This is a genomic window from Ensifer sp. R-19 (assembly GCF_049905105.1).
GTDB lineage: Bacteria > Pseudomonadota > Alphaproteobacteria > Rhizobiales > Rhizobiaceae > Ensifer.
Genome location: NZ_CP184570.1, coordinates 1494352 through 1520197, shown reverse-complemented (window position 1 = coordinate 1520197; position 25846 = coordinate 1494352). Strand labels below are relative to the sequence as shown.

General features: G+C 61.8%; 24 protein-coding genes. 13 read left to right on the top strand and 11 right to left on the bottom strand.

Translation table 11 applies throughout. The features are described from left to right. Positions 1-76 precede the first annotated feature (76 nt). From ACN9MO_RS26240 to ACN9MO_RS26220, 5 genes are all read right to left on the bottom strand, one after another. Positions 77-1807 carry an adenylate/guanylate cyclase domain-containing protein gene (locus ACN9MO_RS26240; protein WP_057255375.1) on the bottom strand — a complete coding sequence of 577 codons (1731 nt, stop codon included), beginning with the start codon at positions 1805-1807 and terminating at the stop codon, positions 77-79. Between the two features lie 148 nt (positions 1808-1955). Then, positions 1956-2978, bottom strand: a complete 1023-nt coding sequence (locus ACN9MO_RS26235; RefSeq protein ID WP_057255376.1) for an LLM class flavin-dependent oxidoreductase — start codon at positions 2976-2978, stop codon at positions 1956-1958. A gap of 176 nt (positions 2979-3154) precedes the next feature. Further along, on the bottom strand, positions 3155-3469 hold the full coding sequence (locus ACN9MO_RS26230; RefSeq protein ID WP_057255377.1) for a cupredoxin domain-containing protein: 315 nt from the start codon (positions 3467-3469) through the stop codon (positions 3155-3157). 8 nt (positions 3470-3477) lie between these two features. Next, positions 3478-3999 carry a DUF4142 domain-containing protein gene (locus tag ACN9MO_RS26225; RefSeq protein WP_057255378.1) on the bottom strand — a complete coding sequence of 174 codons (522 nt, stop codon included), beginning with the start codon at positions 3997-3999 and terminating at the stop codon, positions 3478-3480. Positions 4000-4088: 89 nt separating this feature from the next. Then, a complete protein-coding gene (locus tag ACN9MO_RS26220; protein ID WP_112996437.1) occupies positions 4089-4790 on the bottom strand; it encodes an RNA polymerase sigma factor in 702 nt (233 codons plus the stop codon). 340 nt (positions 4791-5130) lie between these two features. Between ACN9MO_RS26220 and ACN9MO_RS26215 the strand changes: the two genes are divergently transcribed. The 11 genes from ACN9MO_RS26215 (at position 5131) to ACN9MO_RS26165 (ending at position 17468) form a co-directional block, all read left to right on the top strand. After that, on the top strand, positions 5131-5541 hold the full coding sequence (locus ACN9MO_RS26215; RefSeq protein WP_057255380.1) for a hypothetical protein: 411 nt from the start codon (positions 5131-5133) through the stop codon (positions 5539-5541). Positions 5542-5775: 234 nt separating this feature from the next. Continuing rightward, positions 5776-7248, top strand: coding sequence for a ComEC/Rec2 family competence protein (locus ACN9MO_RS26210; RefSeq protein ID WP_162728142.1), 1473 nt, complete (start codon positions 5776-5778; stop codon positions 7246-7248). A 118-nt stretch (positions 7249-7366) separates the two neighbouring features. Continuing rightward, the gene (locus ACN9MO_RS26205; protein ID WP_057255382.1) at positions 7367-8134 is read left to right on the top strand and encodes a DUF899 family protein; all 768 of its coding nucleotides are present in this window, start codon (positions 7367-7369) and stop codon (positions 8132-8134) included. Between the two features lie 108 nt (positions 8135-8242). Then, on the top strand, positions 8243-9946 hold the full coding sequence (locus tag ACN9MO_RS26200) for an amidohydrolase (protein ID WP_112996435.1): 1704 nt from the start codon (positions 8243-8245) through the stop codon (positions 9944-9946). A 473-nt stretch (positions 9947-10419) separates the two neighbouring features. After that, the gene (locus ACN9MO_RS26195) at positions 10420-11520 is read left to right on the top strand and encodes an ABC transporter ATP-binding protein (protein ID WP_113132586.1); all 1101 of its coding nucleotides are present in this window, start codon (positions 10420-10422) and stop codon (positions 11518-11520) included. Between the two features lie 5 nt (positions 11521-11525). Next, positions 11526-12446, top strand: a complete 921-nt coding sequence (locus ACN9MO_RS26190) for an ABC transporter permease (protein ID WP_113132587.1) — start codon at positions 11526-11528, stop codon at positions 12444-12446. Further along, positions 12439-13239 (top strand): ABC transporter permease, encoded by an 801-nt coding sequence (locus ACN9MO_RS26185; protein ID WP_058330137.1) that lies wholly within the window; start codon positions 12439-12441, stop codon positions 13237-13239. The genes ACN9MO_RS26190 and ACN9MO_RS26185 overlap by 8 nt, the downstream gene beginning before the upstream one ends. Before the next feature lie 19 nt (positions 13240-13258). Beyond that, positions 13259-14293, top strand: coding sequence for an extracellular solute-binding protein (locus ACN9MO_RS26180; protein ID WP_057255386.1), 1035 nt, complete (start codon positions 13259-13261; stop codon positions 14291-14293). A gap of 139 nt (positions 14294-14432) precedes the next feature. Next, positions 14433-15605 carry a serine hydrolase domain-containing protein gene (locus ACN9MO_RS26175; RefSeq protein WP_112996434.1) on the top strand — a complete coding sequence of 391 codons (1173 nt, stop codon included), beginning with the start codon at positions 14433-14435 and terminating at the stop codon, positions 15603-15605. 107 nt (positions 15606-15712) lie between these two features. After that, positions 15713-16429, top strand: a complete 717-nt coding sequence (locus ACN9MO_RS26170) for a GntR family transcriptional regulator (protein WP_057255550.1) — start codon at positions 15713-15715, stop codon at positions 16427-16429. Between the two features lie 100 nt (positions 16430-16529). Further along, entirely contained in the window at positions 16530-17468 is a 939-nt protein-coding gene (locus ACN9MO_RS26165; RefSeq protein WP_057255388.1) for a LysR family transcriptional regulator, read from the top strand. Positions 17469-17573: 105 nt separating this feature from the next. Here ACN9MO_RS26165 and ACN9MO_RS26160 read toward each other — a convergent pair whose 3' ends face one another. Continuing rightward, entirely contained in the window at positions 17574-18968 is a 1395-nt protein-coding gene (locus ACN9MO_RS26160; protein WP_057255389.1) for an NAD(P)/FAD-dependent oxidoreductase, read from the bottom strand. Positions 18969-18982: 14 nt separating this feature from the next. Further along, positions 18983-19360, bottom strand: coding sequence for a cupin domain-containing protein (locus ACN9MO_RS26155; RefSeq protein WP_057255390.1), 378 nt, complete (start codon positions 19358-19360; stop codon positions 18983-18985). 385 nt (positions 19361-19745) lie between these two features. Here ACN9MO_RS26155 and ACN9MO_RS26150 point away from each other — a divergent pair, with 385 nt between their 5' ends. Then, positions 19746-20630: a helix-turn-helix transcriptional regulator gene (locus ACN9MO_RS26150; RefSeq protein ID WP_057255391.1), complete on the top strand. Its 885-nt coding sequence runs from the start codon at positions 19746-19748 to the stop codon at positions 20628-20630. Positions 20631-20690: 60 nt separating this feature from the next. On the opposite strand, the gene ACN9MO_RS26145 is transcribed toward ACN9MO_RS26150, so the two are convergent. The 4 genes from ACN9MO_RS26145 to ACN9MO_RS26130 are packed head-to-tail and all read right to left on the bottom strand — an operon-like array spanning position 20691 to position 24612. Further along, a complete protein-coding gene (locus tag ACN9MO_RS26145) occupies positions 20691-21485 on the bottom strand; it encodes an ABC transporter permease (RefSeq protein ID WP_057255392.1) in 795 nt (264 codons plus the stop codon). Positions 21486-21495: 10 nt separating this feature from the next. Beyond that, entirely contained in the window at positions 21496-22398 is a 903-nt protein-coding gene (locus tag ACN9MO_RS26140; RefSeq protein ID WP_113132588.1) for an ABC transporter permease subunit, read from the bottom strand. A gap of 9 nt (positions 22399-22407) precedes the next feature. After that, positions 22408-23475: an ABC transporter ATP-binding protein gene (locus tag ACN9MO_RS26135; RefSeq protein WP_057255394.1), complete on the bottom strand. Its 1068-nt coding sequence runs from the start codon at positions 23473-23475 to the stop codon at positions 22408-22410. Positions 23476-23505: 30 nt separating this feature from the next. Beyond that, entirely contained in the window at positions 23506-24612 is a 1107-nt protein-coding gene (locus ACN9MO_RS26130) for an extracellular solute-binding protein (RefSeq protein WP_113132589.1), read from the bottom strand. A gap of 242 nt (positions 24613-24854) precedes the next feature. Between ACN9MO_RS26130 and speB the strand changes: the two genes are divergently transcribed. After that, positions 24855-25808 carry an agmatinase gene (speB, locus tag ACN9MO_RS26125; protein WP_058323076.1) on the top strand — a complete coding sequence of 318 codons (954 nt, stop codon included), beginning with the start codon at positions 24855-24857 and terminating at the stop codon, positions 25806-25808. Positions 25809-25846: the final 38 nt, after the last annotated feature.

Below are 25846 nucleotides of genomic sequence, written 5' to 3'. Positions count from 1 at the left end.
GACAATGCTTAGAGGCGACGCGTGGTATAGCGATCTCACGCGTCTGTCGGTTGGCGCGTCTCCCGAATGGGGCCGCCTATTCGGGCAGGTCCAGCAGGCGGTAGCCTTCCACGAAGTGCTGCCGCATCGTCTCGTCCCGGAACGGTTGCGATGCGGCCCATTGGCCGATCGTGAAGTTCGGATTGTTCATCAAAAACAATTGCGCTTCGGTCCGTGCCTCGTCCAGGCGACCGAGCCGCGCCAGACTGGCAGCAAGCAGGCGGCGCGATGTCGCCCGGTAGGTTTCCGGGTGGCGCAAGGTCTGGACCGCGGCCTCGTAGTCGCGAATGGCGTATTGCGCTTGCCCAAGCATCCAGTAGTACCAGCCCGGCGGATGCGGGTTGAGTCGGAGCGCTTTGTGAACGTGTTCGATCGCTTGTGCCGGTCGACCACAAAGGACGATAAGGTCGGAGCGCATCGCCCAGGCGTCGGCATGGTTCGGATCAAGCGTCAGCGCCAGGTCGAATTCGGCGTCGGATTCCTCCCAGCGGCACTCGTGACCGAGAATGATGCCCAGGACCCAGCGGTTCCCGGCGTCGTTGGGGTCGAGCGCTACCGCATTCTGCGCCTCGCTGACGGCGCGTTGCCGATAGGGAACGATCGGCTGGTCCCAGAATTCCCAGCTCAGCCAGAGGTTCAGTGCCAGGAGCCGGTGCGCCTCAGCATAGTCCTGATCGAATGCGAGCGCCCGCTCGAGAAGAAAGATCGCCTCTCTGGCTGCCCCAGCGGTCTGCAGACCGAGCGTGCGCGCCCGGACGCAATAGTCATAGGCTTTCAGGTTCGATGGGCGGTTCCGGGCCGGTGCGTCAGTTAGGCGCCCGACCAGGGCCTCGACGATCCTGCTCGTCACTTCGTCCTGAACGGCGAACATATCCTCCAGGCTGCGATCAAACCTCTCCGCCCACAGGTGATCGCCCTGCAAGGCGTCGATCAGTTGGGCGTTGATGCGAACACGCCCGGCCGCCCGTCGGGCACTGCCTTCCAGCACGTAGCGAACGCCGAGTTCGCGCGCGATGCGGCGCACATCCTCATGCCGGCCCTTGTAGGCGAAAACCGAATTGCTGGCGATGACGAACAGCCCGCCGGCCCTGGAGAGGTCGGTGATCAGGTCTTCGGTCAAGCCGTCGACGAAGACCTCCTGCTCCGGCTCGTTGCTCATATTGGTGAAGGGAAGGACGGCGATGGAGGGCTTGATGGGCAACGGCAAGGAGGCCCTGGCGCCGCTGCCTTGGCTCAAGGTCGCCGTGCTGATGCGATAAAGAGAAACCGGCTCGACTATGTTCTTGATCGCGTGGGGGCCAAGCGCGTCGAAATCGCAAAAGAGGCGCCGCCGCACCTGGTCGTAAATGTTGCCGGAGACGTAGATTTCGCCGGGACCAGCCATGGTCTGAAGCCGCGCGGCGACAATGACGCCGTCGCCGTAGAGATCGCCGCTTTCGACGACGACATCGCCGAGATTGATGCCGACGCGCAGAAGAATTCGGCGGTCGTCGGCAAGGCCCTGATTGGCTGTTGCCATGCCCTTCTGAATGTCGATCGCACAGCTGACTGCATTCACGGCACTGGCAAACTCCACCAACACACCATCGCCCATCGTCTTGACGATGCGGCCGTTGTGCTCGCGGACAAGGGGATCGAGAATCTGCTTACGGCGTTCTTTCAACGCCGCAAGTGTACCGCCTTCGTCCAGTTCGACGAGGCGGCTGTAACCGACGACATCGGCAGCCACGATAGCGGCGAGACGCCGTTGAGCGCGTTCTTCAGCCATATCGCGCCCTTCCGCAGAATGGGGTGCACGGAATTGTAGGACGTCCGCCGGAAATGTCTATGAGGGAATGCTTATGGGCTCGATCGTCGGCAATCGGAGCTCCAATCGCGACAATCCTGCCTGCTTCCGCCGAGGCGGGCTGCCGGCCCTAGCGCCAGCCGAGAGCGGGTGCGACGTGCTTCAGGATCGCCTCGATCACATGGGCGTTGTAGTCGACGCCGAGCTGGTTCGGAACGGTCAACAGCAGCGTGTCGGCTTCCGCTATCGCTTCGTCCTTGGCCAATTGCTCTATGAGAACATGCGGTTCGGCGGCGTAGCTGCGTCCGAAGATCGCCCGCGTCTTGTCGTCGATGAAACCGATCTTGTCCTCGTGCTGGTTTCCGCCGCCGAAGTAGACGCGGTCGCGATCATCCACTAGCGCGAAGATGCTGCGGCTGACCGAAACGCGCGGCTCGCGCGTGTGACCAGCCGCCTTCCACGCTTCCCGGTAGGCGCGAATCTGGTCCGCCTGCTGGACATGGAACGGCAGGCCGGTCTCATCGTCCTTCAGCGTCGAGCTCTGCAGGTTCATGCCGAGTTTCGCAGCCCAGACAGCGGTGGCGTTTGAGCTGGCGCCCCACCAGATGCGCTCCCTAAGCCCTGCGGAGTGTGGTTCGACGCGCAGCAGGCCGGGAGGATTGGGGAACATCGGCCGCGGGTTGGGCGCAGCGAAACCTTCGCCGCGCAGGACGTCGAGCAGAACCTCTGCATGCCGTCTTGCCATGTCGCTTTCGGTTTCGCCTTCGGCCGGCTGGTAGCCGAAGTGGCGCCAGCCGTCGATTACCTGTTCCGGCGAGCCGCGGCTGATGCCAAGCTGCAGGCGTCCGCCGGCGATGAGGTCGGCGGCACCCGCATCCTCGGCCATGTAGAGCGGGTTTTCGTAGCGCATGTCGATGACGGCGGTGCCGATCTCGATCCGGCTGGTCTTGGCGCCGACCGCCGCCAGCAGCGGGAACGGCGAGGCGAGTTGGCGGGCGAAGTGATGGACGCGGAAATAGGCGCCGTCAGCGCCCAGTTCCTCGGCCGCGACGGCGAGATCGATCGACTGCAGCAATGCGTCGGCCGCGGATCGCGTCTGCGACTGGGGCGAAGGTGTCCAGTGTCCGAAGGAAAGAAAACCGATCTTCTTCATGCTCGTGCCGCCTGTCGAATGAAACCGACGGCTTCATCGCATGATTCCGGCTTTGGATACAGACGGCGTTCGGTGACTTCACCGTGAACGGCGACGCGCTCTGATGATGTTGCGCCGCCGTCGTGGTCGGGAGTGGGGGCCCCTCATCCCAACCGTAAAAGAGCGGTCTTCCGCTTTCACCGCACTTGCAGGCGCGCCTTCATGTTCGGGTGAAAGCGGCAGTAATAGTCGAAAGTGCCGGCCCTGGTGACGGTGAGCGTCGCCGTTTTTCCGGGTGGGATCACCACGTCGAAACCGTCCTTGGCCGTTGCCGTGTGCGCCATGACGTCCTTGTTCTGCCATTCGATCACGTCGCCGACGACAGCGCTGATCTCGGCGGGCGAAAAGACGAGCTTTTCGACCGTGACCCGGATGGTTTCGGCCCGCACCGGCGGTCCGGCCAGAATCAGGACCAGACCGCAAAGAGCACCAAGGCTCAGTTTCGAGATCACGGCGCAACCTACTTCATCATGGCAGCGACATGCTCGGCATGTTGCTGGTGGCCCTGAAACAGCTTGAGGCCGGTCTCCAGCAGATCCTTGAGTTCGGCGTTCTTCGCTGACGGGATCAGCAGGGTTTCGAGCGCGCCGTTGACCTGCTTGTGGTAGGCAACCTCGTTGGCAACATAGGCCTTGTCGAAGTCGGTGCCGCTCAGTTTCGCCAGCTTTTCGCGCTCTTGCGTGGCGGCCTTCGTCAGCGCGCGGCTGGTGTCGTTGTCCTCGGGCTTCACGTTGAGCTTCTTGACGAGATCGAGGGCCTGTTTGTTCACAGCCTCGTGGTCACGCAGCATGTCGTTGGCGAAGGCGATGACGTCCTTGTCCTTGGAAATCTTGAGAGCCTGCTTGGCCGCCTCGATGTCGATGACGCCGGCGGTGTAGGCAATATGGGCGATCTGGGGATCGGTGATCCCGCTGCCCGCCGCAAGGCTGGCGCCACTGATGAGGCAGGCGAGGGCGAGGGCGGAGGTCAGGCGGGCATACATCGGGAACTCCTCTCCGGCGGAGCGTTGCCGCCGGTCTCTGTGGATGACACCCATTGGATGCGCGCCACGGACGAAGGTTCCCGAAAATTTCACCCGACGAACCCGAGCCGGCTCATGACGGCCGCCGTCAGCCGTTCGCAGCGGCGACCGGCAAAGGGGAACGCATTCATCAGAACGGGTCCGATCTTGCGGTCGATATGCTGGCGCAGGAGCTGGCGGGCGCGGTGCAGGCGGCTTCTGACCGTCTCCGGCTTGATGCCAAGCAGGGCGGCGGTTTCCTCGACGCTCATGGCTTCAATGACGCGCGCGGTGAAGACCAGGCGAAACGCTTCCGGCAAAGCGTCCGTCGCCTCTTCCACCAGGCGCAGAATCTGCCGTTGGGCAAGGGCTCGCTCCGGATCCTCCGAGCTTGCCGCATTGGGAAAAGGCACGATGTCGGCGCTCGCCTGCTCGGTTGCCAGCGGAACTTCTCGTCGGGTGGACGACTTTCGCAGACGTCCGAGCGCCTCATTGAGCACCACGCGATGAAGCCAGGTGGCGAGGCTGGCGTCGCCGCGAAACGTTTCCAAGTGTTCGAAGGCGCGAAGATAGGCCTCCTGCACCACATCCTCGGCGACGCTGTCGTTGCGCACCACGGCGCGTGCGATGCGGAAGAGCCGCTGATTATACCGGCGCATGATGGTGCGGAACGCTTCGGGATCATTGGCGAGCGCACCCTGGGCGAGATCGTGGTCCGTCAAATGATCGGGGTCGAGCGCGAGCGGTGTTGTTTGCAAGAGAACATCCTTCATCATCCACCTCCAAACCACCGTTTGATGCGGATCCGGCAAAATCGTTCCCGATCGGTTGAAGGAAAGAATACCCGCTGCTGAGGGGGACGGATATTGAAAACGAGCGCCCGCTGTTTTCGGCACCTGCCGCGCGTAGTTTCGCCGGGTGAGGGCGAAGAATTCGGGCACTTTTGCCAGCGAAAGTTGGGGGCAAAGCCGCGCTTCGCGCGGAGGTACGCGTCGACGATATTTTTTTTATTGGCAAGGGAACTGTGGTTCCCGCTGGCGAGTTGGTGAAGCGGCGACCTGCGTGTGGAGGGGCGCACACCGAGGTCGCATCTTCGGACCAGGAGAGACGACTATGAAGCATCAATCGATTGAACAATTGCAAGCGCTCGCCGAAATCCGTCCCGCTCCCGTCATGACGAGAACGGAACGGCTCCAACGTTGGGCCGAACTCTTGGAAAGCAATCCCGATCGCCGGCTGGGCACGCTTTCCGGTACCGAACGTGCGACCGCTGCCGTTCGGCAAGCCATGCAGGTCAACGGTTCCCCCATGACCGTCGCATTCGAGGATCCGCAATTGCGGCTCGTGGGCCTTGCCGATGACAGCTACGGCGAAGCAAAACGGTTCTTTGAAATATCGGACCACCAACTGCACGACATCGTCTGCGATTGCAATTTCGGCAGCTCGGTACGTGCTGCCTATGCCGCCCGGCGGGTTCGCTCGGCCATCGGCCTCTGGCCGCGACTGAAGGCGCTCTTTAGCTGAGCTAGATCGGCCTCACCCCAGGGAAGCCAGGGCGCCAGCCGGAAGCTTCCCTCACCTCCCGTCTTTAATGCCGGCGACAGGACATGATCGTCGGAGGGGGTCGGTTGCGGTGAAATCGGGCAGCCAGTTATGGCGACCTTCGACCACCGGATTTGGCGCGAAACCGATCGAGTTGTCGATTGAATATGACAAAATGCTACCATAAGCTGTCCCTGTCCAATGACGGGGGCGCTCATGCGATATCTTGATGATGACGTCGTAAATCTCCGCCGTGCCGATGGCAGTCAAGGGCAGTATTACTGGGGCGACCGCTGCAACGTGCTCTCGACCGAAGGCAGTCGTATGCGTGTCGAAATCCTCGGCGCACGCGGAAAAATCGACGAAGGCTTCATCCGGGCCGAGACCAGGCTGCGCGACACGGGCTTGCTGCGGCTGTCGATGGTGGACGTGCAACAGGGCGATGGTCTCATTCTGGAGACCCCTGAAGGCAAGGTGATTTTCATCGATGGCGGTGACAACCAGCTCTTTGCCCGTCACGCCAACGCCCGCTTCCCGAATACGAGCGACACCGATCCACTGGTGGTCGATCTGATCCTGATCACCCATGGGGATGCCGACCATTTCGAGGGGTTGGTGGAACTGCGTAAGTCGGAGGCCGACAGCCGCCCGAGCAAGCGGATCTTCATCGCGCCGAGGCGGGTTTATCACAACGGTATCGTCAAACGGCCGAGCGAAGACGGCAATCAGAAACGGCGCAAGGATACTGAGCTGCTCGGGCAGACCGTAGCGGTGGACGAGCGTGTATTCATCGTCGGCCTCGTCGACGACCAGGCGGCCGTGCCGCGCGAAGAGAGGAATCGTCCCTTCAACAAATGGGTCGACACGCTTGCCGCCTGGGAGGGGCGGGTTCAGACGGTTACCGGCAACGGCATCGAGCGTCGACGGATCGACCACCTTTCCGCCGGCGCCTTCGACTTTCTTCAGGATGAGTCGATCGCCGTCGATATTCTCGGGCCAATCGTCGAGACTGTCGGCGGCCAGCCTGCGTTGCGCTTTCTGCGGTCGCCGCCCGACGACGCCAACTTGATGCTCGGCACTGTGGCGGCGAGCGGCCAGGGCGCCTATTCTGCGTCGCACACGATCAACGGCCACTCCATCAATTTTCGGCTGCGGTTCGGCAATGTGCGGTTCATGTTCACCGGGGACATGAACCAGGAAGCAAGCCAGCGCTTGCGCGAGGCCTTGCCGTCGGCCGCCCTGCGATCGGAAATCCTCAAGGCGCCTCATCATGGCTCTGCCGATTTCGACATGGAATTTCTCAAGGAAATCGGCGCCGTCGTTTCGCTGATTTCATCGGGAGATGAGAGTGAAGCCAAGGAATACATCCACCCTCGCGCAACGCTGATGGCGGCGCTTGGGAAAGCTGCGCGCACCACGCCGGCGATCATTTTCTGCACGGAGCTGGCCGCATTCTTCAAAACGCTGGGTTACGTGCAGGATCCGACTGACGCCAGCAAGAAAGTCTTCGCGTTCGAGCGCACGAATTTCGGGATTTCGCATGTGCGGACCGACGGCGAGCGGGTTCTCGCCTTTACCCATTCCGGCAAGAGGTTCATGAACGAGGCCTATCGCTTCAACGTATCGCCCACGGGCGATGTCGTTTTCGAAAAGAGCGTGGTCAAACGATCGGCGCCTGCAGCGCCGTAGGAGCGATCGTGTGCCTCTTCGCAAGGGGCGCTCGGAGTGGGTGACTCACGTCAGGTGCGACCCGGCGCGCAACGGACTATGTTATGATGCCTGCGCATCCGCTTTGATGGAGGTATCCATGAGCGTGACCTTTCCGAACGAAAGCCCCAGCTACCGCGATGCGCGCAACAGGTTGTTGCAACGGGAGGCAGCACTCAGGCGCGAAATGGAAAGCGTCGCCGCGGAAATCCGTGCACTCCCGCCGGGCGGGCATGTCCTTGAGGATTATGAATTCGACCATATTGATGAGACGGGCTCTGCGGCCAAGGTTCGGCTCTCCGAGCTGTTTCGACCGGGCACCAACACCCTGATCCTCTATCACTACATGTTTCCGCGCCATCGCTCCGATAGGCGCGCCGGACCGCGGAGCGGCCCGATCGCAGGTTGTGCTCTGGAGGATGGGCCGTGCCCCTCCTGTACCGCCCTGCTCGACAATTGGGAGGGCGCTGTGCGGCATGTCGAAGGCTTCGGCGTCAACATCGCCGCCGTCGCGAAGGCGCCGATCGAAAGGGTTTCCGCCTTCGCTGCCGACCGCGGCTGGCGGGATTTGAAGCTGCTTTCGGCCGCCAACAACAGCTTCAAGCGCGACTATCACGGTGAGAGCGAGGATGGGCAGCAGGTGCCGATCCTGACCATATTCCACAAGGATGACGACGGGCTGATCAGTCTGAGTTGGGCTTCCGAACTGTTGTTCGAGCCAGCCGATCCCGGGCAGGATCCGCGGCATCTCGGCACTGTCGAACCGATGTGGACCCTGCTCGACCTGACACCAGGCGGTCGGCCCGACGTCAACGAACAATTCGATGCCGAAACCTATCGGGCGGAGATGGACGAACGGCAAACCTAGCCCGAGGGAGTATATCGCTGCCTTCCCGACTTGCAGCATCATCCATTCAACGCCGGTGTCGCGCGGCTCGCCGGGGGTGGAGGGATGCAGTCGCGGGAGGAGAATTTCATGACATTGGCAGCAGTAACCCGGGCGCTGAGCGCGACCTCGGTCCTGGCGATCATGGTTTGCGCAGCGCAGCCGGTTTGGGCGGCGCCGGATCTGATCGTGCTGAACGGCGACGTGCGCACGGTCGATCAGAGTACGCCCAAGGCTCAGGCCTTCGCGGTCGAGAACGGCAAGTTCACTGCGATCGGCAGCAATGACGAGATCAAGGGGCTGGCCGACGCCGAAACAAAGGTGATTGACGCCGGCGGCAAGACCGTCACCCCGGGCTTCATCGACGGCCATACGCATCTCACGTCCGGCATGGACATGGTGACCGGTGTCGATCTCTCCTACATTCCGGACAAGAAGACCTGGCTCGAAAAGATCAAGGAAGCCGATGCGCGCCTGCCCAAGGGCGTCTGGCTGATGGGCGGCGGTTGGGATTACACGCTCGGCGAAGGCAAGCTACCGACCAAGGAGGATCTCGATGCCGTGGTGCCGGATCGCGTCGTCATCCTGCGCGACATCGATTTCCATTCCTACTGGGTCAATTCCAAGGCGCTCGAAGTGGGCGGCGTGACCGCGACGTCCAAGGTCGAGGAGGGCGGCGAAGTCGTGCTCAACGACAAGGGCGAGCCGAGCGGCATTCTGCTCGAGAGCGCTGGCGACCTCGTCGAGAAACATCGGCCGGCGGTCGCCGATGCGGAACGGCGCGGGGCCCTGCTGCAGACGATGAAATTTGCCAACAGCCTCGGCATCACCGGCGTCAACGACATGTCCGATCTCGCCGCCGTGCACGACTATGCCGCGATCCTCGCCGAAAAGAAGATGCCGCTTCGCGTCTGGTACGGCTTCTTCGAGGGTGACCCGAAGAAGATCGCCGCCGCCGTGAAGGATCGCGACGAGGTCGACAAGGTCGCCGCGGATTCCGGCGAGCAGGAGAAGAAGGGGCCGATGCTCAAGCTCGGTTACACCAAGTCGGTGATCGACGGCGTGCTCTCGACGCGTACCGCCTACATGCATGAGGACTATTCCGACCAGCACGGCTGGAAGGGCAAGCCGTTCGAAACCAAGGAGCAGCTTGCAGCCGCGATCAAGGCCTCCAACGAAAACGGCTTCCCGACGGCGGTGCATGCGATCGGCGACGGTGGCGTCAGCCTCGTGCTCGATGCCTTTGCCGAAGCCTCCGTGCCGCGACCGCAGCCGAACCGCATCGAACATATCGAGGTCGTCGAGACCAAGGACATCCAGCGCTTCAAGGAGCTGGGCGTCGTTGCCTCGATGCAGCCGAACCATGCGACCGGCACGATCGGCAAATACATCACCGAGCGCATCGGTACCGAACGCGAGCCGCGGGCCTATGTCTGGCATTCGATGCTCGACGCCGGTGTGCCGCTGGTGTTCGGCTCGGACTGGCCGACCTCGCCCTTGAGCCCTCTGACCCAGATCAACGACGCCGTCTTCCGCGAGAGCCCGTTCGGGCTCGGTGATGGTCCGTGGCACCCGGAACAGGCTGTCAGCTTCGACCAGGCGCTGCACGGCCTCACGCAAGCCGGTGCCGACATGACGCCCTGGGGCGCTCAGATCGGCTCGATCAGTGTCGGCAAATGGGCGGATTTCGTGGTGATCGACGGCACGCTACCGGATCCGCTCGATCGTTCCATCCGGGAGCGCAAGGTTGAGGCGACCTATCTCGCCGGAAGCGAGGTCTATCGCCAGCCGTAAGTCTCGAGCGGAGGAACCCATTGCCATTGTCGATCGCCTACGGGAAGCGACAACTGCCTGTCTTCCGGTAATCTAGATCACTATCGGCCGGTGCCTGTGGCGCCGGCCGATTTGGCATGAACGGTGCCGGTCCATGCCGTGTTTTGAGGGAGCCTGCCCTTCCTTCCGGCCACGCCGCCTCCCTTTTCTGATCCGATTACCGGCTCCCACGAAAACGAGTTTTCGGGGCCTTTCGGTGTCGATTACGGATCTTTTCACGCAGTCGCGTGCTTATGGCGTGTTGCTCCATAATATTGATTTTAAATCATAAATCGTCTCTTGTTTCGCTTCGCAACCAAAATTCAGCACTCGCAAATATAATTCCTATTGCGTGATCTGAGATCACACTATACGTTCCAAAAAAATGTCGGAGGACGGACGTGGTTGCGGAATCGCCATGCTGCGGCGAGCGCTCGACTTCGTCGGGAGGAAACATGAAAAACACCACGATATCCGATGACTGTGCGGTCGATATCCGCGCCGTACGCAAAGCCTACGGGGCGGGGGAGAGCGCCTTCGTCGCGCTCGACAACGCAACCGTCTCGGTTCGGGAAAACGAGTTCTTCACGCTTCTCGGTCCATCCGGCTGCGGCAAGACGACGTTGCTGCGCATGATCGCCGGTTTCGACTATCCGACGAGCGGCGAAATCCTGCTCAATGGTTCGGATATCACCAGCCTGCCGCCATTCCAGCGGCCGGTAAACACCGTCTTCCAGAACTATGCGCTGTTTCCGCATATGACGGTGGCCGAGAACGTGGCTTTCGGCCTGGAAGCGCTCGGCAAGCCCCGCACCGAGGTCAAGGCGCGGGTGGCGGAAATGCTGCGGCTCGTGCAACTGGAGCATCTGGCCGGGCGCCGCACAAACCAGATGTCGGGCGGCCAGCAGCAGCGTGTCGCGCTGGCAAGGGCGCTGGCGCCGCAGCCGAAGGTGCTGCTGCTCGACGAGCCGCTATCGGCGCTGGACTACAAGCTGCGCAAGGAGATGCAGTCCGAGTTGAAGCGGTTGCAGTACGAGACCGGCATCACCTTCATCTTTGTCACCCACGACCAGGAGGAGGCGCTGACCATGTCCGATCGCATCGCGGTGATGTCGGCCGGTCGCATCCTGCAGATCGGCACCCCGCGCGAGATCTACAACAGGCCGGCGGATCGGTTCGTCGCAAGCTTCATCGGCGAGACGAACTTCCTCACCGGAGCGCTTCACGGTGTCGCCAACGGTAAGGCAAAGGTTACGTTGAAATCCGGCCAATCGGTCGTCGTCAACGCTGCGTCGGACGCGCCGGCATCCGGCGACGTGACCTTCATCGTCCGGCCCGAGCACGCCAGCGTCGTCGAAGGCTCAGGTGATCTTAGGGGCATAGTCGAGAAGGTCGTTTATTTCGGCACCCATACGCATCTCCATCTGCGCCTGAGTGGTGGAGAAGCCTTTACGGTGCGGCAACAGAACGGTTCCGTTTCAGGCAGCGCTGTCGAGGCGGGCCAAGCGGTGGCCGTGGCGATTGCCGAGGGAGCAGCACAGGTCGTGAGGGCTTGAGACCCATGACCAGCGCCAACGATCTCACGACGAAACTGGAAGCCGTCGACGCGCGCAGACGCTGGCTTCTTGCCTCGCCCGCATTGCTGACGATCTTTCTCGCGGCCATCGGCCCGCTGTTCATCGTGCTCGCCTATTCGTTCCTGACGCCGGGCGATTACGGCGACGTCAAATGGCAGTTCTCACCCGACGCCTGGATCGGCGTGTTCTTCGAGCGCGACATCTTCGATGACACGTTGTCGCTCGCGACCGCCCATGTCGATATCTTCTGGCGCTCGGTGAAGCTCGCCTTGATCACGACGGTGGCAACGCTCTTCTTCGGCTTTCCGACCGCCTATTTCATGGCGACGCGCAACGAGCGAAGCCGCGATCTCTGGCAGTTCCTGATCACCATTCCGTTCTGGACCAACCTTCTGATCCGGACGCTCGCGATCCTGCAGATCATCCGCAACGAAGGCATCCTGAATACGGCTCTGATCAAGCTCGGCATGATCCAGGAACCCATCCAGATCCTCTTCACCGACACGGCCATCCTGATCGGCATGGTCTATGTCTACCTGCCGCTGATGGTGCTGCCGATCTATGCCAGCCTCGAGCGGCTCGATTTCCGCCTGGTCGAAGCGGGCTACGATCTCTACGCCACACGCTGGCGCGTGTTGCGCAAGATCATCCTGCCGCTCGCCAAGCCGGGCATCATCGCCGGCTCGATCCTCGTCTTCATCCCGGCGATCGGCGCCTTCGTTTCGCCGAGCGTTCTCGGCGGCGGCAAGAACATGATGTTCTCCAACCTGATCGAACTGCAGTTCGGCCAGGGGCGGAACTGGCCGCTCGGCTCGGCGCTTTCGATTACCGTGATGATCGTCGTGATGGCGGCGCTGCTCGTCTACGTGCGCAATAACTCGGCGAAGGATGAACGCCATGCGTAAGGGCTTTTCCGTCCGCCATCAGCCCGGCTTCACGGCCATTGCAATCGCCTGCTTTGCGCTGCTCTACCTGCCGGTCGTCACCTTGGTGGTCTACGCCTTCAACAGCGCGCCTTCGGTGGCGGCCTGGGGTGGCTTCTCGCTGCACTGGTTTGAGGTCGCCCTGACGAACAGCGACGTCATCGACGCGTCGGTCCGCTCCTTCCAGATCGCGACTGTCGCGGCGACTTTGGCCACCGTCTTCGCCACCATGGCGGCGCTGGCGACGACGCGGACGCGGCGCTACCGGGGTCAGACCTTCATCTATGCCTTCATCAACCAGCCTCTGATGGTTCCGGAAATCGTCACGGCGGTTGCGTTGCTCATCATCGTCGCGCAACTGAAGGCCGTCACCGGCTATTCCGGGCTCGGCTACCTGATCGCCGCACATACGGCGTTCTGCATCCCCTTTGCCTATCTGCCGATCCGTGCCCGGCTCGAGAACATGGATCTGAGCCTCGAGCGGGCGGCGGCCGATCTCTACGCCAAGCCGCTCTACACGTTCCGCCGGGTGACGCTGCCCCTGCTCTGGCCGGGCATCCTCGGCGCCTTCATGCTCGCCTTCGTGCTCTCGCTCGACGACGTCGTCATCACCGAATTCGTGAAGTCCGGCGGCCAGGACACGCTGCCCACCTACATGCTCGGCCAGATCCGCCGCGGCATCACGCCTGAAATGAATGCGATTTCGACGGCCTTCCTGCTGCTGTCGGTCGTCATCGTCACGCTGTTTTTCGTCGTCAGCCGAAAACGCACCTGATCAAAATGGGAGGAACCAAATGATACGTGCAAACCGCATGACCCTTCTGCTTGCCGCACTCATCGCCTCGACGGGCATTGCGCATGCCGAAGGCGAACTGAACATCTACAACTGGGGCAACTACACCAGCCCGGAGATGGTCAAGAAGTTCGAGCAGGCGTTCGACGTCAAGGTCACCGTCACCGACTATGACTCGAGTGACACCGCGCTTGCCAAGGCAAGGCAGGGCGGCTCCGGCTATGACGTCGTCGTCGTCAACCAGGTCTATGTGCCGATCTGGGTGAAGGAAGGGCTCTTGATGGAGCTCGACCCAGGCCAGATGGAGAACTTCAAGAACGTTGCGCCCGAATGGGTGAATGCCGACTTCGACCCCGGCCGTAAATATACGGTTCCGTGGGCCGTCGGCACCACCGGCGTCGTGGTCAATGGTGACGCCTACAAGGGCGATGCCGACAGCTGGAGCATCGTCTTCAATCCGCCGGAAGAACTGAAGGGCAAGGTCAATGTCGTGCCGGAGCTGAACGACGTGATGGCTGCCGCCATCCAGTATGTCGGCGGCGAACAGTGCACGGCCGACAAGGCGGTGCTGAAGAAGGTCCGCGATGTGCTTGTCAATGCCAAGGCGGACTGGATCGCCATGGAATACAACACCATCGAGAAAATGGCGGCCGGCGACTTCAAGGCCACCCTTGCCTGGAACGGCGCCGGCTTCCGCGCGCGGATGAAAAACCCGGCGATCAGCTTCCACTACCCCAGGGAAGGCTACGGTGTCTGGAGTGACAACGCGGCGGTGCTGAAGGACGCCAAAAACGTCGACAACGCCAAGCTGTTCATCAACTTCGTCATGGATCCCGAGAACGCCGCGATGAACTCGGCCTTCCATGGCTATGCCAACGGCATCGCAGGCTCCGAAAAGTTCATGCCCGACACCATGAAGAACGCGCCGGAAATCGTGATCCCGGCGGAGCGCCGGGAAGGTGGGCAATTGCAGCGCCTCTGCTCGCCGGAGGCGCAAGACCTCTACAAGCGGATCTGGACCGATCTTCGCAAGTAGGCGCGCTTCAGCCTCTGATTTCAGTGCCGGCGGCCCTGTCGCCGGCGCTGCTCGCCAGCGCCGCCATCGCTCCCGCCTGACGGTTCGTCCGGTGCAGGTGCCGTGCGCTGCGTCGATCCATTCAAGAAAGGACATATCCATGACCGGCAAGACCGCGTTCAGCGAAAGATACGGCTTCCGCCGCGACCAGGTAACGCTCGCCAATTGGCGCACGGCGCCCTTCAGCCGTTGGGCGTTCCAGAACGTCGGCGAGCTGGTGCCGAGCGCCCCGGTCGTGGCCGCCTCTACCGCTCCCACGGAAGAGCTGCGTGATTTGTCGTGGCTGCTTTCGGAGACGGTGTCGCTGCCAAGTGGCGAGAAGCGGATCGGCGACTTTCTTGACGGCTCCTATGCGGACGCGCTGACGATCATGAAGCGCGGCAAATTCATCGGCGACTGGGTGGCGCCGACCATGAACTTCGGCGAGAAGCACATCGCCTTTTCCATCAGCAAGTCGATGGTCGCGATCGTCGCCGGCATCCTTGAGGACGAGGGCCTGCTGGACCCGAACGCACCCATTATCGACTACCTTCCGGAAACCGCGGGCTCGGCCTATGCGGATGCCACCGTCCGGCATGTGCTCGACATGACGGTCAGTCTCGACATCGAGGAAGCCTATCTCGATCCGGAAAGCGCTTTCGGCCGCTACAGGCGCGCGATGCTCTGGAACCCTGGTGGCGGCGACGAGGGGCTGTTCGAATTCCTCTGCACGCTGAAGCGGCTGCCGACGCCGCACGGCGAGGTTTTCCGCTATCGCTCGCCCAACACCGACCTGCTCGGCATCCTGCTCGAGCGCGTGTCCGGCAGGCGCATCGCCGATCTGATGCGGGAAAAGCTTTGGACGCCGCTTGGCACCACCGGCGAAATCGCGATCACGGTCGATCGCGAGGGAACCAGTCGCGCTTCGGCTGGAATATCCCTGACGCCACGGGATCTTGCGCGCGTCGGCGAGATGATGCGCAACGGCGGCATGGCGCGCGGTCGGCGCGTCGTTTCGGAAAGCTGGGTCGAAGACACGCTCACCAAGGGCAGCCATGAGGCGTGGCAACGCAGCGATTTTGCGCCGCTGTTCCCGAAGGGGCGCTACCGCAACAAATGGTATCAGACCGGCGAGGGCAGCTTCTGCGGCATCGGCATCCATGGCCAATGGCTCTTCGTTGATCCCAAAAACGAACTGGTCGTTGTCAGAATGTCGTGCCAGCCGGATCCGGTGATGGAGGCATTTGACTACGACAACATCGCGTTCATGAAGGCTTTGGGAAAGCTGCTCTGACGCGCCTCGAGCATCCGGAAGGTCTTGCGCTGATGTCGCGGAATCTCCTACCAAGATAAACTCTCTCTTTTAGCGCTGCGCTCCCAATGCAGCCCCAGGTTTCGAGCATGGCGACGAAGAAGACACCAAAAATCACCAGCATCGAAACACCGGTTCCGATGTATGAGCAGGTCTATCAGCAGATCGTGCAGGCGTTGATGGCCGGGCATTTCGAACCGGGCCAGAAGCTCACCTATCGCAAGGTTGCCGAGCAGTTCGGGACGAGCCCGATGCCGGTGCGCACCGCCTTTCAGCGGCTGCAGGCATTGAAGGGCCTCGAACTTCTGCCGAACGGCAGCGTCGAGGTGCCGCTCTTGACCGTCAAATCCTTCGTCAGCCTGACGGAGGCGCGCATCGCCATCGAAGGCACGGCAACGGAACTCGCGGCGAGCCGCCTCAACGGCAACAACCTGCGCACCGTGCGCCACCACTGCAATCAGCGTACTGCAGCGGCGAAGGCGGGTGACATCGACCGCTATCTGCAGGCGAACTTCGACTTCAAGTTCTCGATCTACCGCCACTGCGGCAACGAGCACCTGATCTACATCATCGAAATGCTCTGGCTCCAGGCGGGACCGTTTTTGCGCAAGCTCGTCGAGGGAACGCCGTTTACCGCGACCGAAGTGCTGGACGTCGATTTTCACGACAAGATCGTAGCGGCTCTCGAGGCGAAAGACCCGCAGCGGGCACGCGAGGCCGTTGCCCACGATATCCGCGATGCCGCAGACTACATGCTCAAATACGCGAGGTTCCTCTCGGACGAGGACGTACGGCCGGCCACATAAACGGACTGGATTTCGTTCACGCCTGCCCTAGCTTAGTGCATGAAAATGCATAATAATCGCGCTTCACTTGGATCTTTATCAAGGTAAGGGCGGACCTTGCATGGCTTTGGACTCGTTGGATGTGAGGCTGCTGCGCATCTACGTCACGATCGTGGAGGCGGGCGGTTTTGCGGCTGCGCAGGGAGAGCTCAATCTCTCGCTCTCGACGATTTCCAACCATATCTCCGCGCTGGAGAGCCGGCTCGGCCTAACGCTCTGCCAGCGCGGCCGGTCCGGCTTTCGCCTCACGGAAGAAGGGCGCGCCGTCTACGAGGAGGCCAAGCGCCTCTTCGGCTCGATCGACCAGTTCGACATCCGCATGAAGGGGTTGCAGCATCAGTTGAACGGTACGCTCTCCGTCGGCCTCATCGACAACACGCTGTCTGACCCGTCTTCCCGTCTCAACCGCGTCTTTGCCCGGATGACGGACGAGGCACCGGAAGTGGCGCTTTCGATCGTCACGCGGCCGCCGCATGAACTGCTGCGCGATGTGATAACAGGAGAGCTCCACATCGCGATCGCCAGTTTTCCGCGCACGACGCTGGGGCTGGAATATGTCGATCTCTACGAGGAGACGCAACGCTTCTATTGCGGCGCGGAGCACCCGTTGTTTTCCCGTGACGACAGCGAGATCGAGATCGACGATATCCGGTCCTACAATCTGATCGGCCGCTCCTACTGGAACGCCCGTGACCTCAAGATTTTCTCGATCGCCAATCCGCGCGCGACGGTCAGCGACATGGAAGCAGAGGCGCGGCTGATCCTCTCCGGTCGCTACCTCGGCTATCTGCCCGACCATTTCGCCAGCCGTTATGTGAACGAGGGTTTGCTGCGGCCGATCCGCCCGGATCTCTTCAGCTACAAGGCGCCGTTCCAGGCGGCCTTCGACAAGACGCGTGCAAAGTCGGGTCTGATCCCGTTTTTCGTGAAGCTGCTCGTTAGTGAATTCGGCGTTTCGCAGACCGGACGAGGCGCGTCTCGTTTGCGTGCAGGTCGATAAGCCCTTCAATCCTGACCGGCCCAGTGCCAGCTCGCGAAAACAAAGGCAGGGCCGGTATCTCGGCTCTGCCTTTGTCAAACGATAGGTGCCTTTTGGCGAGAGGCGTCAGCTTAGAGGGAAACCCATCGCCGAAACCATTTTCAGCCAGGGCTTGCGCCAGCCGCCGGACTTGTCCGCCGTATCGAGCGCATACATGGTGACCTGCGCACCGAGCCAGCGGAACGGTTCCGGCGGAATAGCGTTCGGCAGGCTGGTGGCGAAATCCAGCCGGCTCTCCGGCGTCTTCGAACCGTCGAGAATGTCGAGCGCGATACGCGCGCCGAAGCGGGAGGCCGAAACGCCGAAACCGGAATAGCCGCCTGCATAGACGACCTTCTCGCCGTAGTAGCGCTGGAAGTGCACCGCCATGCGGGTACTGAGATCGATCGGCCCGCTCCAGGCATGGGTGAAGCGCAGGCCTTCGAGCTGCGGGAACGTGTCGAAGAAGGCGGATGCCAGGGGCTTGTAGGTTTCGAGTTCCTTGTCGACCGAAGGGAAGGGGTTGCCGGCAAAGGCGTAAGCCAGACGACCGCCGAAGATGATCCGGTTGTCCTTGGTGAGCCGCATGTAGTTCATCTGCGTGCGGGTGTCGTAGACGCCCTGACGGTGGCTCCAGCCGATCGACGCCATACGCTCTGCTGACAGGGGCTCCGTTGCCAGCACCCGGTCGCGAACGGCGACGACCCGGTGCTTGATCTTTTTGTGGCCCGAGGCAAAGGCATTGGTGGCGAGAAGAACCTTGGGCGCGGTGACGCTGCCCGAAGGCGTCGTAGCCTTCATCCGGTCGCCAAGATCTTCAAGGCCGGTCAGTTCGGTGTTCTCGAAGATCTCAACGCCGAGGGTGAGCGCAACCCGCTTCAGCCCGAAGGCAAGCAGCGCCGGATGCACCGTGCCGCAGATGTGCTTCGACCAGACACCGGCCTTGTAGCGTGGCGAATTGATTTCGCTGCGGACGGCGCCCTGGTCGAGGAAGACGGCCTGGTGGCCATATTTGAGATGGAGTTCGTGCTCTTCGTGCAGCGCTTCGATATGGGCATCGTCGACGGCTACTGTCAGCTCTCCACCCCATTCGGCGTGACAGTCGACGGCGTGTTCCTCGAGGGTCTGCAGGAAGCCGTGCATGTTTTCCTGGCCAAGCCGCTCGAGCGCGGCGATGTCCTTGGGGAAGATGCGCACGGCATTCGAAAGTCCGTGCATGACCGACGTCGAGACGACGCCGCCCGGCCGGCCCGAAGCGCCGTTGGCGACCGAACCCTTTTCGATCAGCACGACGTCGATTTCGGGCTGGCGCTGTTTCGCCTGGATGGCTCCCCACAACCCGGTAAAGCCGCCGCCGACGACGAGCAGGTCAGCCTTCAGATGGCGCGTCAGTCGCTCTCGCGGCTCGGGCGCGTCCGGCCGGTCGAGCCAGAAGGGCGTCATCGTCACATCTGCAAGGGCTTTGCTTCTTACCTTGGTCATGGAGACGCCTCACATCACTTCGCGGCTGGTGCGGTGTAGAGGACGTAGACCTTGCGCATCGTCTCGAGCACTTCGAAACGCACCTCGACGCCGGCAGGCAGGACATAGCTTTCGCCGGCCTCGAAGGTCTCGATGGAACCGTCCGGGTTGGTGATTGCGACCTTGCCCGAGAGGATCACACTGTATTCGCTGCCATCGGGGTAGGAGAGCATTTCCGCGTAGGGCGTCGACTGCCAGGTGCCGATCACGACGGCTTTGTCGGGGCTTTCGAAATGAACATCGCCGAGTTCGTCTGCAAAACCGGACAGGATCGCCTCCGGCGGGACGACGCTGCATTTTTCAAGCTCGCGCAGGCCGACACCGTTGCGCCCGAGTTTGATGACCTTCGACATGTTCACTCCAGTTCAGAAAGACGAGCGGCAAGTACATCGGCCGCCCTTCAAGGTTTCGTTGCTTTATTTTCGCGCAAAGCAGCCTGGTGCCTGAGACCAATGTGTCGTCTCGACAGTCACATGCCGTCTTGCGTGCCGCCGATCTACTATGGGGCTTGCCCCATTTTTCTAGGCGCCCGGGTCAATGTCCGGAATACGCCTTAGGGCTAGGTTTGGAGGACGAGAGCCCGGCTCAGGGGCGGCGTCAGCCCTTGCGGAGCCTGGCTTTCGCTGCCGATGTCGTTGTTTTGGTTGCTCAAATGATAGTTTTGGATTTCCCGTAGTGAAAATCCGTTACTTGCGACGCACTAAACCTTCGCCTAATCTGCGCCTGGAGGAGAACAACATGAACAACGATACGATCGTCAAAGTCTGCGCGGCGACGCAGCGGGTGCCCGGTGTGGGTGATCTGGCGCTATCTCTGATGGAGGGGGTCGGCCGTTCGGATTTCCAGGATCGTCTGGCGCAGTCGCTCAAGCGACACATCGCAATCGATGCCGGTCTGATGCTCCTGTATCGGCGAAACGCAGCGCCGAAGATCCTGTTCAACGACTGGCGTACGGACAGGGGCCTGTCCGATATTCGAGCCTACCTGCAGGGCCCGTATCGGCTCGACCCGTTCTACCGGCTGGCGCTCGACAACGGCGACGATGGTCTTTATCGCCTGAGGCAGATCGATCCGTCCTTCGACCGGTCGCAATATTACCGCGACTACTACCGCCACTCGGGCCTGCACGACGAATTCAACGTCTTCATCGGAATCGATGCCGACACGAAGATCGCGATCTCGCTGGCGCGACGCCACTCCCACGCGGCCTTCAGCGGAGAAGACCAGGATTTCCTGCAGAGCGCGGCGCCGCTGCTCAGCATGGCCGTGCTCCGGCATTATCGCGACCTCAGGCCCGAGAGCCTCGGCGATGACGGCTCGCCGCTCCAGAGCGCATTGGCGCAGGCAATCCGGAACTTTGGCCGCAGCCTGCTCACCGATCGCGAATGCCAGGTCGCGCAGATGATCCTGCGCGGATATTCGGTCAAGGGGGCCGCTGAAAAGCTCGGCATCTCACCGGCGACCGTCAAGCTGCACCGCCGCAACCTCTATGCCAAGCTCGACATCAGCTCGCAAACCGCGCTGTTCTCGCTATTCATCGATGCGGTATCGTCGGCGAGCAATGCCTTCGAAGATCCGCTGGCGACCTATCTCGCGCCGGGTGGCGCGCTTCTGCCACACTGATCCAAGGCGTTGAAACGGCGCAATTCCAGGAGAGACGTTTCCTGGAATTGCCCTTTCTGGTCAGGCTGTGGTGGCTCGCTGTTCCGAGCGTCGCGAGACCAGTTGTGCGGCCACCAGTCCCAAAACCACGATGCCGAGAATGATCGTCGAGATCGCATTGATTTCCGGCGTCACGCCGAACTTGATTTGCGAATAGATCTTCATCGGCAGGGTCGATGCGCCCGGGCCGGTCGTGAAGCTTGAGATGACCAGATCATCCAGCGACAGGGTGAAGGACAGTAGCCAGGCGGAGACGATTGCCGGGACCATGTTCGGTAAGGCAACGCTGACGAATGCTTTGGCCGGCGGGCAGCCGAGATCGCGGGCCGCTTCTTCCAGCGACGGGTCGAGCTCGACCAGCCGCGATTGCAGCACGACGGTCGCAAAGCAGAGCGTGAAGGTCGTGTGCGCCAGCGTGATGGTGAGCGGCCCGCGATCAATCCCGAGCGTTACGAACATCAAGAGCATCGAGACGGCCATCACCACTTCCGGCATGACCATGGGCGCAAGCAGCATGCCGTTGAACAGTGCCCGGCCGCGGAAACGACGCAGCCGCACCATCACAACGGCCGCGAGCGTCCCGAGAATGGTTGCTGCCGTTGCCGAGACCGCAGCGACCAGGAAGCTGACTTTCGCACCTTCAATGATCGAGGGGTTGTTGAGAACGGTTGCATACCATTGAGTCGAGAAGCCGCCCCAGACCGTCACGAGCTTCGAGCCGTTGAAGCTGTAGATGACGAGAACGACGATCGGCAGATAGAGGAAGGCGAGGCCGAACAGGATCGAGAGCCGATTGAACCAGCTTGGTTTTGTCATGGCCAGCTCCTCAGGTTCGTTCGCGCGACTGGCGCGATTGGAAATAGACGATCGGCACGACCAGCAACGCGAGGAGCACGATCGTCACGGCGGCGGCCATCGGCCAGTCGCGATTGTTGAAGAATTCGAGCCAGATGGCGCGGCCGATCATCTGGGTATCGGCGCCACCTAAGAGATCCGGGATGACGAACTCGCCGACGACGGGGATGAAGACCAGCGCGCAGCCGGCCAAGACACCGGGCAGGCTCAAGGGGAAGGTGACCCGCCAGAAGGCCGAGATGCGGGAGCAGCCGATATCGCGCGCCGCCTCGATCAGGGTGCGGTCCGCGCTGCTCAAAGTTGAGTAGATCGGAAGCACCATGAAGGGCAGGTAGGTGTAGATGATGCCGATATAGATCGCCGTCTCGGTGTTGAGGATGCGCAGCGGTTCGCTGATCAGGCCGACCTTCAAAAGCAACGCGTTCAGGAGACCGTCGTTCCTGAGGATGCTCATCCAGGAATAGACTCGGATCAGCATCGAGCTCCAGAACGGAACGATCACCAGGAAGACCAGGAGAGAGCGGGAGGATGGCGAACAGGACGCAATGCCATAGGCGAGCGGATAGGCGATGAAGAGCATGGCGGCGGTCGAAATCGCCGCAACCTTGAGGCTCGTCAGATAGGCCAGAAGATAGGTGTCGTCGGTGAGAACATAGAGGAAGTTCTCGAAGTTGAGGCGGAGGTTCAGGATCGAGCCGTCCCATGCCGTCAGCGGCTCGAAGGGCGGCATGCCGAGCCGCACGGTCGAGAGGCTGATGCCCGCAACCAGCGCGAAGGGTGCCAGGAAGAGCACCAGAAGCCAGGCATAGGGGATGGCGATCAGAAGACGCTTGCCCCAGTTCGTCTTTGTGGAAGGTGTCGCTGCCGTGAGCATGGGAACCTCCTATTCGGCCAAGAGCCGGCTTGCCTGCGGCGACCAGCTCGCAAACACCCGATCGCCGACGCCGAGATCGCTCTCGGCTCCGAGATTGACCCGGCGTGCGTCGAGCGTCGCACCAGACTTCAGCCGGACGCGGTAGTGCCGCTCGACACCGGTATAGGTGAGCTGTTCAACCGTGCCTTCGAGACCACTGCCCGAAGTCGCGAGTTCCACCCGCTCGGGGCGGACCGAGACCCAGAACGGCGCATCGAGCGCGACGCGGTCGGTAAAGGCCGCATGCAGTCGGCCGCCGGCTTCGTCGCTGTCGATCTGCAGCTCGCTGCCACTGCGATCCGCTCGGCTACCGGCAAACACGTTCGTTTCGCCAAGGAACTTGGCGACATAGCGGGACTGCGGCGTTTCGTAGACTTCCGAAGGCGAGCCGACCTGCAGCACCTGCCCCTGCTTCATGATGGCGATGCGGGTGGAGACCGTCATCGCCTCGTGCTGATCGTGGGTGACGATGATGAAGGTGAGGCCGAGCTCCCGTTGCAGGCGAACGAGTTCGAGTTGCGTTTCGGTGCGCAGGTTTTTGTCGAGCGCCCCGAGCGGCTCGTCGAGCAGCAGAACCTTCGGCCGTTTGACCAGCGCACGGGCGAGCGCCACGCGCTGACGCTGGCCGCCGGAAAGCTGCGCCGGCTTGCGGTCGAGCAGCGCCGTCAGCTGCAGCTTCTCCGCCACCTCGTCGATACGCTTCCTGATCTCGCTCTTGGCAAGACCATCCTGCTGCAATCCGAAGGCGATGTTTTTGCCGACCGTCAGATGCGGGAACAGCGCATAGGACTGGAACATCATGTTGGTCGGGCGTTTATGCGCCGGCACGTCGGTGACATCGGCCCCTTCCAGTTTGATGGCGCCGGATGTCGGCGTCTCGAAGCCGGCGATCATCCGGAGCAGCGTCGACTTTCCGCAGCCCGAGGGGCCAAGAAGCGAGAAGAACTCGCCCTTCTCGATGCCCAGGCTGATGTTGTTGACGGCCGTGACGACGCCATAGGACTTCGCCAGGTTCTCGATCGAAATATAGGATTGCACGGGGTCTGGTCCTGCTGTTGACGGTGCGCGCTATTGGCCGGCCCTGAAAGCCGACCAGACGCGGGTGCGCTCGCGCGTCTGGCGCGGTGGCAGCGACTTGTCGACGAAGAGCTTGGAGCGGACTTCGGCAGGAGGATAGATGTTCGGGTTGTCGCGGATCCCGGCATCGACCTCGGCGGTCGCCGCGGCATTGGCGTTAGCGTAGAAGACGTGGTTGCTGATCGCAGCAACCGTCTTCGGCTCGAGGATATAGTCGATGAAGGAGAGCGCCTGCTCCGGATCCGGCGCATCGGCCGGGATCGCCATCGTGTCGAAAGAGATGATCGTTCCTTCCTTCGGTATCGAATAGTCGACCTTGACGCCGGTCTCGGCTTCCTCGGCGCGGGCCGCGGCAATGCCGGCGTCGCCGCTCCACATCAGCGCCAGGCAGAGCTGGCCCGACGCCATGTCGGCCACAAGCTGGCCGCTCTGCATATGGCGAATGAATGGACGCAGCTTCAGCAGCAGCTCCTTCGCCTTGTCGAGGTCGTCCTGTTTGGTGGAGTATGGGTCGAGGCCGAGATAGTTGAGCGCGATCGGGATCACTTCGTTCGGCGCATCGACGATGCCGATGCCGCAATCCTGGAATTTCGCGGCAACCTCGGGCTTGAAGAACATGTCGAGGCTGTTCGTCGGTGCATCGGCCAGGCGTTCGCCGACGAGCTTGGCGTTGTAGGCGACGCCCGTCGTCAGCCACATATAGGGAACCAGATACTTGTTGTCGGGGTCGTGCTCCGCAACGAGCTTCAACAGGTCCTTGTCGAGATTGCCGTAGTTCTTGAGCGCTGTGACATCGATCGGCTTAAGTGCGCCGGATTGGATGAGGCGTTCACCGACCGTGGCGCTTGGAAAGGCGACATCGAAGCCGCTGCCGCCGGCGAGCAGTCGGGTTTCGAGCACTTCGAGCGAATCGTAGAAGTCCACGCGCGTTTCGGTACCGGTGCGGGCCTGGAAGTTCGAGACCGTGTCTTCGGCGAAGTAGTCGGAGAAGTTGTAGATGAAGAGTTTGTCCTGCGCCTGGGCAGTCGTTGAGACCGAGATAGCGGCGAGCGATGCCGCAAACATGGAGCGCAGTGCGGTGCGACGTGAGTTTTGCATGGTTCCTCCCAAGGACATCGTATTTTTGTTTTCACCAAAGTGATTGGCGGGTCCGAAGAGGGCAACACTCCCTTTGGCTAGGTGCGGCGAGCAAGGGTGTCGACGTAAATGGCAATCGACGCCTGCCTTCGCTGCGTCAAACATGTTGGTTTGATCGCGATCGAAGTAACATTCGATCAATGGGCATTTCTCGGCCTGCAGCGCCTGATAGGGTTCCGGCGAAATCAAAAGGGAGAGCTTCGATGGATGAGAAATTCAATCAGCCGCTGGGCGGCAACGACATGCCCCGCTTCGGTGGCCCAGGCACGATGATGCGCCTTCCCACCGCGACGTCGGCTGAAGGCCTCGATGCGTGCTTCGTTGGGATCCCCATGGATATCGGCGCGTCCAACCGCTCCGGCACGCGCTACGGGCCACGGCAGATCCGCGCCGAGTCGGTGATGATCCGTCCCTACAACATGGCGACGGGGGCAGCACCCTTCGAAAGTCTGCAGGTCGCCGATATCGGCGACATCGCCATCAACACCTTCAACCTGCCGGCCAACATGGAGATCATCACCCGCAACATCGGCGAGATCCTCAAGCATGACTGCATTCCGCTGACGCTCGGCGGAGATCACACGATCAGCTATCCGATCCTGAAGGCGATTGCCGAGAAACACGGACCGGTGGCGCTCATCCATGTCGACGCCCATGCCGATATCAACGACACGATGTTCGGCGAAAAGATCGCGCACGGCACGCCGTTCCGCCGCGCCTTCGAGGACGGCTGCCTCAAGCCCGATCTCGTCTTCCAGATCGGCCTGCGCGGAACCGGCTATGCGTCCGACGATTTCGACTGGTCGCGCGACAGGGGCTTCACCGTCGTCCCGGCAGAAGAATGCTGGCACAAGTCACTCGTGCCGCTGATCGACGGCATCCGTGCGAAGATCGGCAACCACAAGACCTATCTGACCTTTGATATCGACAGCCTCGACCCGGCCTATGCTCCGGGCACCGGCACGCCCGAGATCGGGGGTCTGACCGTCATCCAGGCGATCGAAATCATCCGCGGCTGCCGCGGTCTCAATCTCGTCGGCGCCGATCTCGTCGAGGTTAGCCCGCCTTTCGATACGACGGGAACGACGGCGATCACCGCGGCGAACCTGCTCTACGAAATGCTCTGCGTGCTGCCGGGCGTGAAGTACAAGCGGTAGATCGACCGAAGAACGTCGATCATCGATGTGATGGAAGG

Coding starts and splice junctions, on each gene's coding strand:
- ACN9MO_RS26150 (WP_057255391.1), top strand. CDS start 19,746: ATGAACAACGATACGATCGTCAAAGTCTGCGCGGCGACGCAGCGGGTG.
- ACN9MO_RS26235 (WP_057255376.1), bottom strand. CDS start 2,978: ATGAAGAAGATCGGTTTTCTTTCCTTCGGACACTGGACACCTTCGCCC.
- ACN9MO_RS26205 (WP_057255382.1), top strand. CDS start 7,367: ATGAGCGTGACCTTTCCGAACGAAAGCCCCAGCTACCGCGATGCGCGC.
- ACN9MO_RS26130 (WP_113132589.1), bottom strand. CDS start 24,612: ATGCAAAACTCACGTCGCACCGCACTGCGCTCCATGTTTGCGGCATCG.
- ACN9MO_RS26180 (WP_057255386.1), top strand. CDS start 13,259: ATGATACGTGCAAACCGCATGACCCTTCTGCTTGCCGCACTCATCGCC.
- ACN9MO_RS26210 (WP_162728142.1), top strand. CDS start 5,776: ATGCGATATCTTGATGATGACGTCGTAAATCTCCGCCGTGCCGATGGC.
- ACN9MO_RS26175 (WP_112996434.1), top strand. CDS start 14,433: ATGACCGGCAAGACCGCGTTCAGCGAAAGATACGGCTTCCGCCGCGAC.
- ACN9MO_RS26200 (WP_112996435.1), top strand. CDS start 8,243: ATGACATTGGCAGCAGTAACCCGGGCGCTGAGCGCGACCTCGGTCCTG.
- ACN9MO_RS26170 (WP_057255550.1), top strand. CDS start 15,713: ATGGCGACGAAGAAGACACCAAAAATCACCAGCATCGAAACACCGGTT.
- ACN9MO_RS26225 (WP_057255378.1), bottom strand. CDS start 3,999: ATGTATGCCCGCCTGACCTCCGCCCTCGCCCTCGCCTGCCTCATCAGT.
- ACN9MO_RS26145 (WP_057255392.1), bottom strand. CDS start 21,485: ATGACAAAACCAAGCTGGTTCAATCGGCTCTCGATCCTGTTCGGCCTC.
- ACN9MO_RS26155 (WP_057255390.1), bottom strand. CDS start 19,360: ATGTCGAAGGTCATCAAACTCGGGCGCAACGGTGTCGGCCTGCGCGAG.
- ACN9MO_RS26220 (WP_112996437.1), bottom strand. CDS start 4,790: ATGAAGGATGTTCTCTTGCAAACAACACCGCTCGCGCTCGACCCCGAT.
- ACN9MO_RS26185 (WP_058330137.1), top strand. CDS start 12,439: ATGCGTAAGGGCTTTTCCGTCCGCCATCAGCCCGGCTTCACGGCCATT.
- ACN9MO_RS26215 (WP_057255380.1), top strand. CDS start 5,131: ATGAAGCATCAATCGATTGAACAATTGCAAGCGCTCGCCGAAATCCGT.
- ACN9MO_RS26240 (WP_057255375.1), bottom strand. CDS start 1,807: ATGGCTGAAGAACGCGCTCAACGGCGTCTCGCCGCTATCGTGGCTGCC.
- ACN9MO_RS26195 (WP_113132586.1), top strand. CDS start 10,420: ATGAAAAACACCACGATATCCGATGACTGTGCGGTCGATATCCGCGCC.
- speB (WP_058323076.1), top strand. CDS start 24,855: ATGGATGAGAAATTCAATCAGCCGCTGGGCGGCAACGACATGCCCCGC.
- ACN9MO_RS26140 (WP_113132588.1), bottom strand. CDS start 22,398: ATGCTCACGGCAGCGACACCTTCCACAAAGACGAACTGGGGCAAGCGT.
- ACN9MO_RS26160 (WP_057255389.1), bottom strand. CDS start 18,968: ATGACCAAGGTAAGAAGCAAAGCCCTTGCAGATGTGACGATGACGCCC.
- ACN9MO_RS26190 (WP_113132587.1), top strand. CDS start 11,526: ATGACCAGCGCCAACGATCTCACGACGAAACTGGAAGCCGTCGACGCG.
- ACN9MO_RS26165 (WP_057255388.1), top strand. CDS start 16,530: ATGGCTTTGGACTCGTTGGATGTGAGGCTGCTGCGCATCTACGTCACG.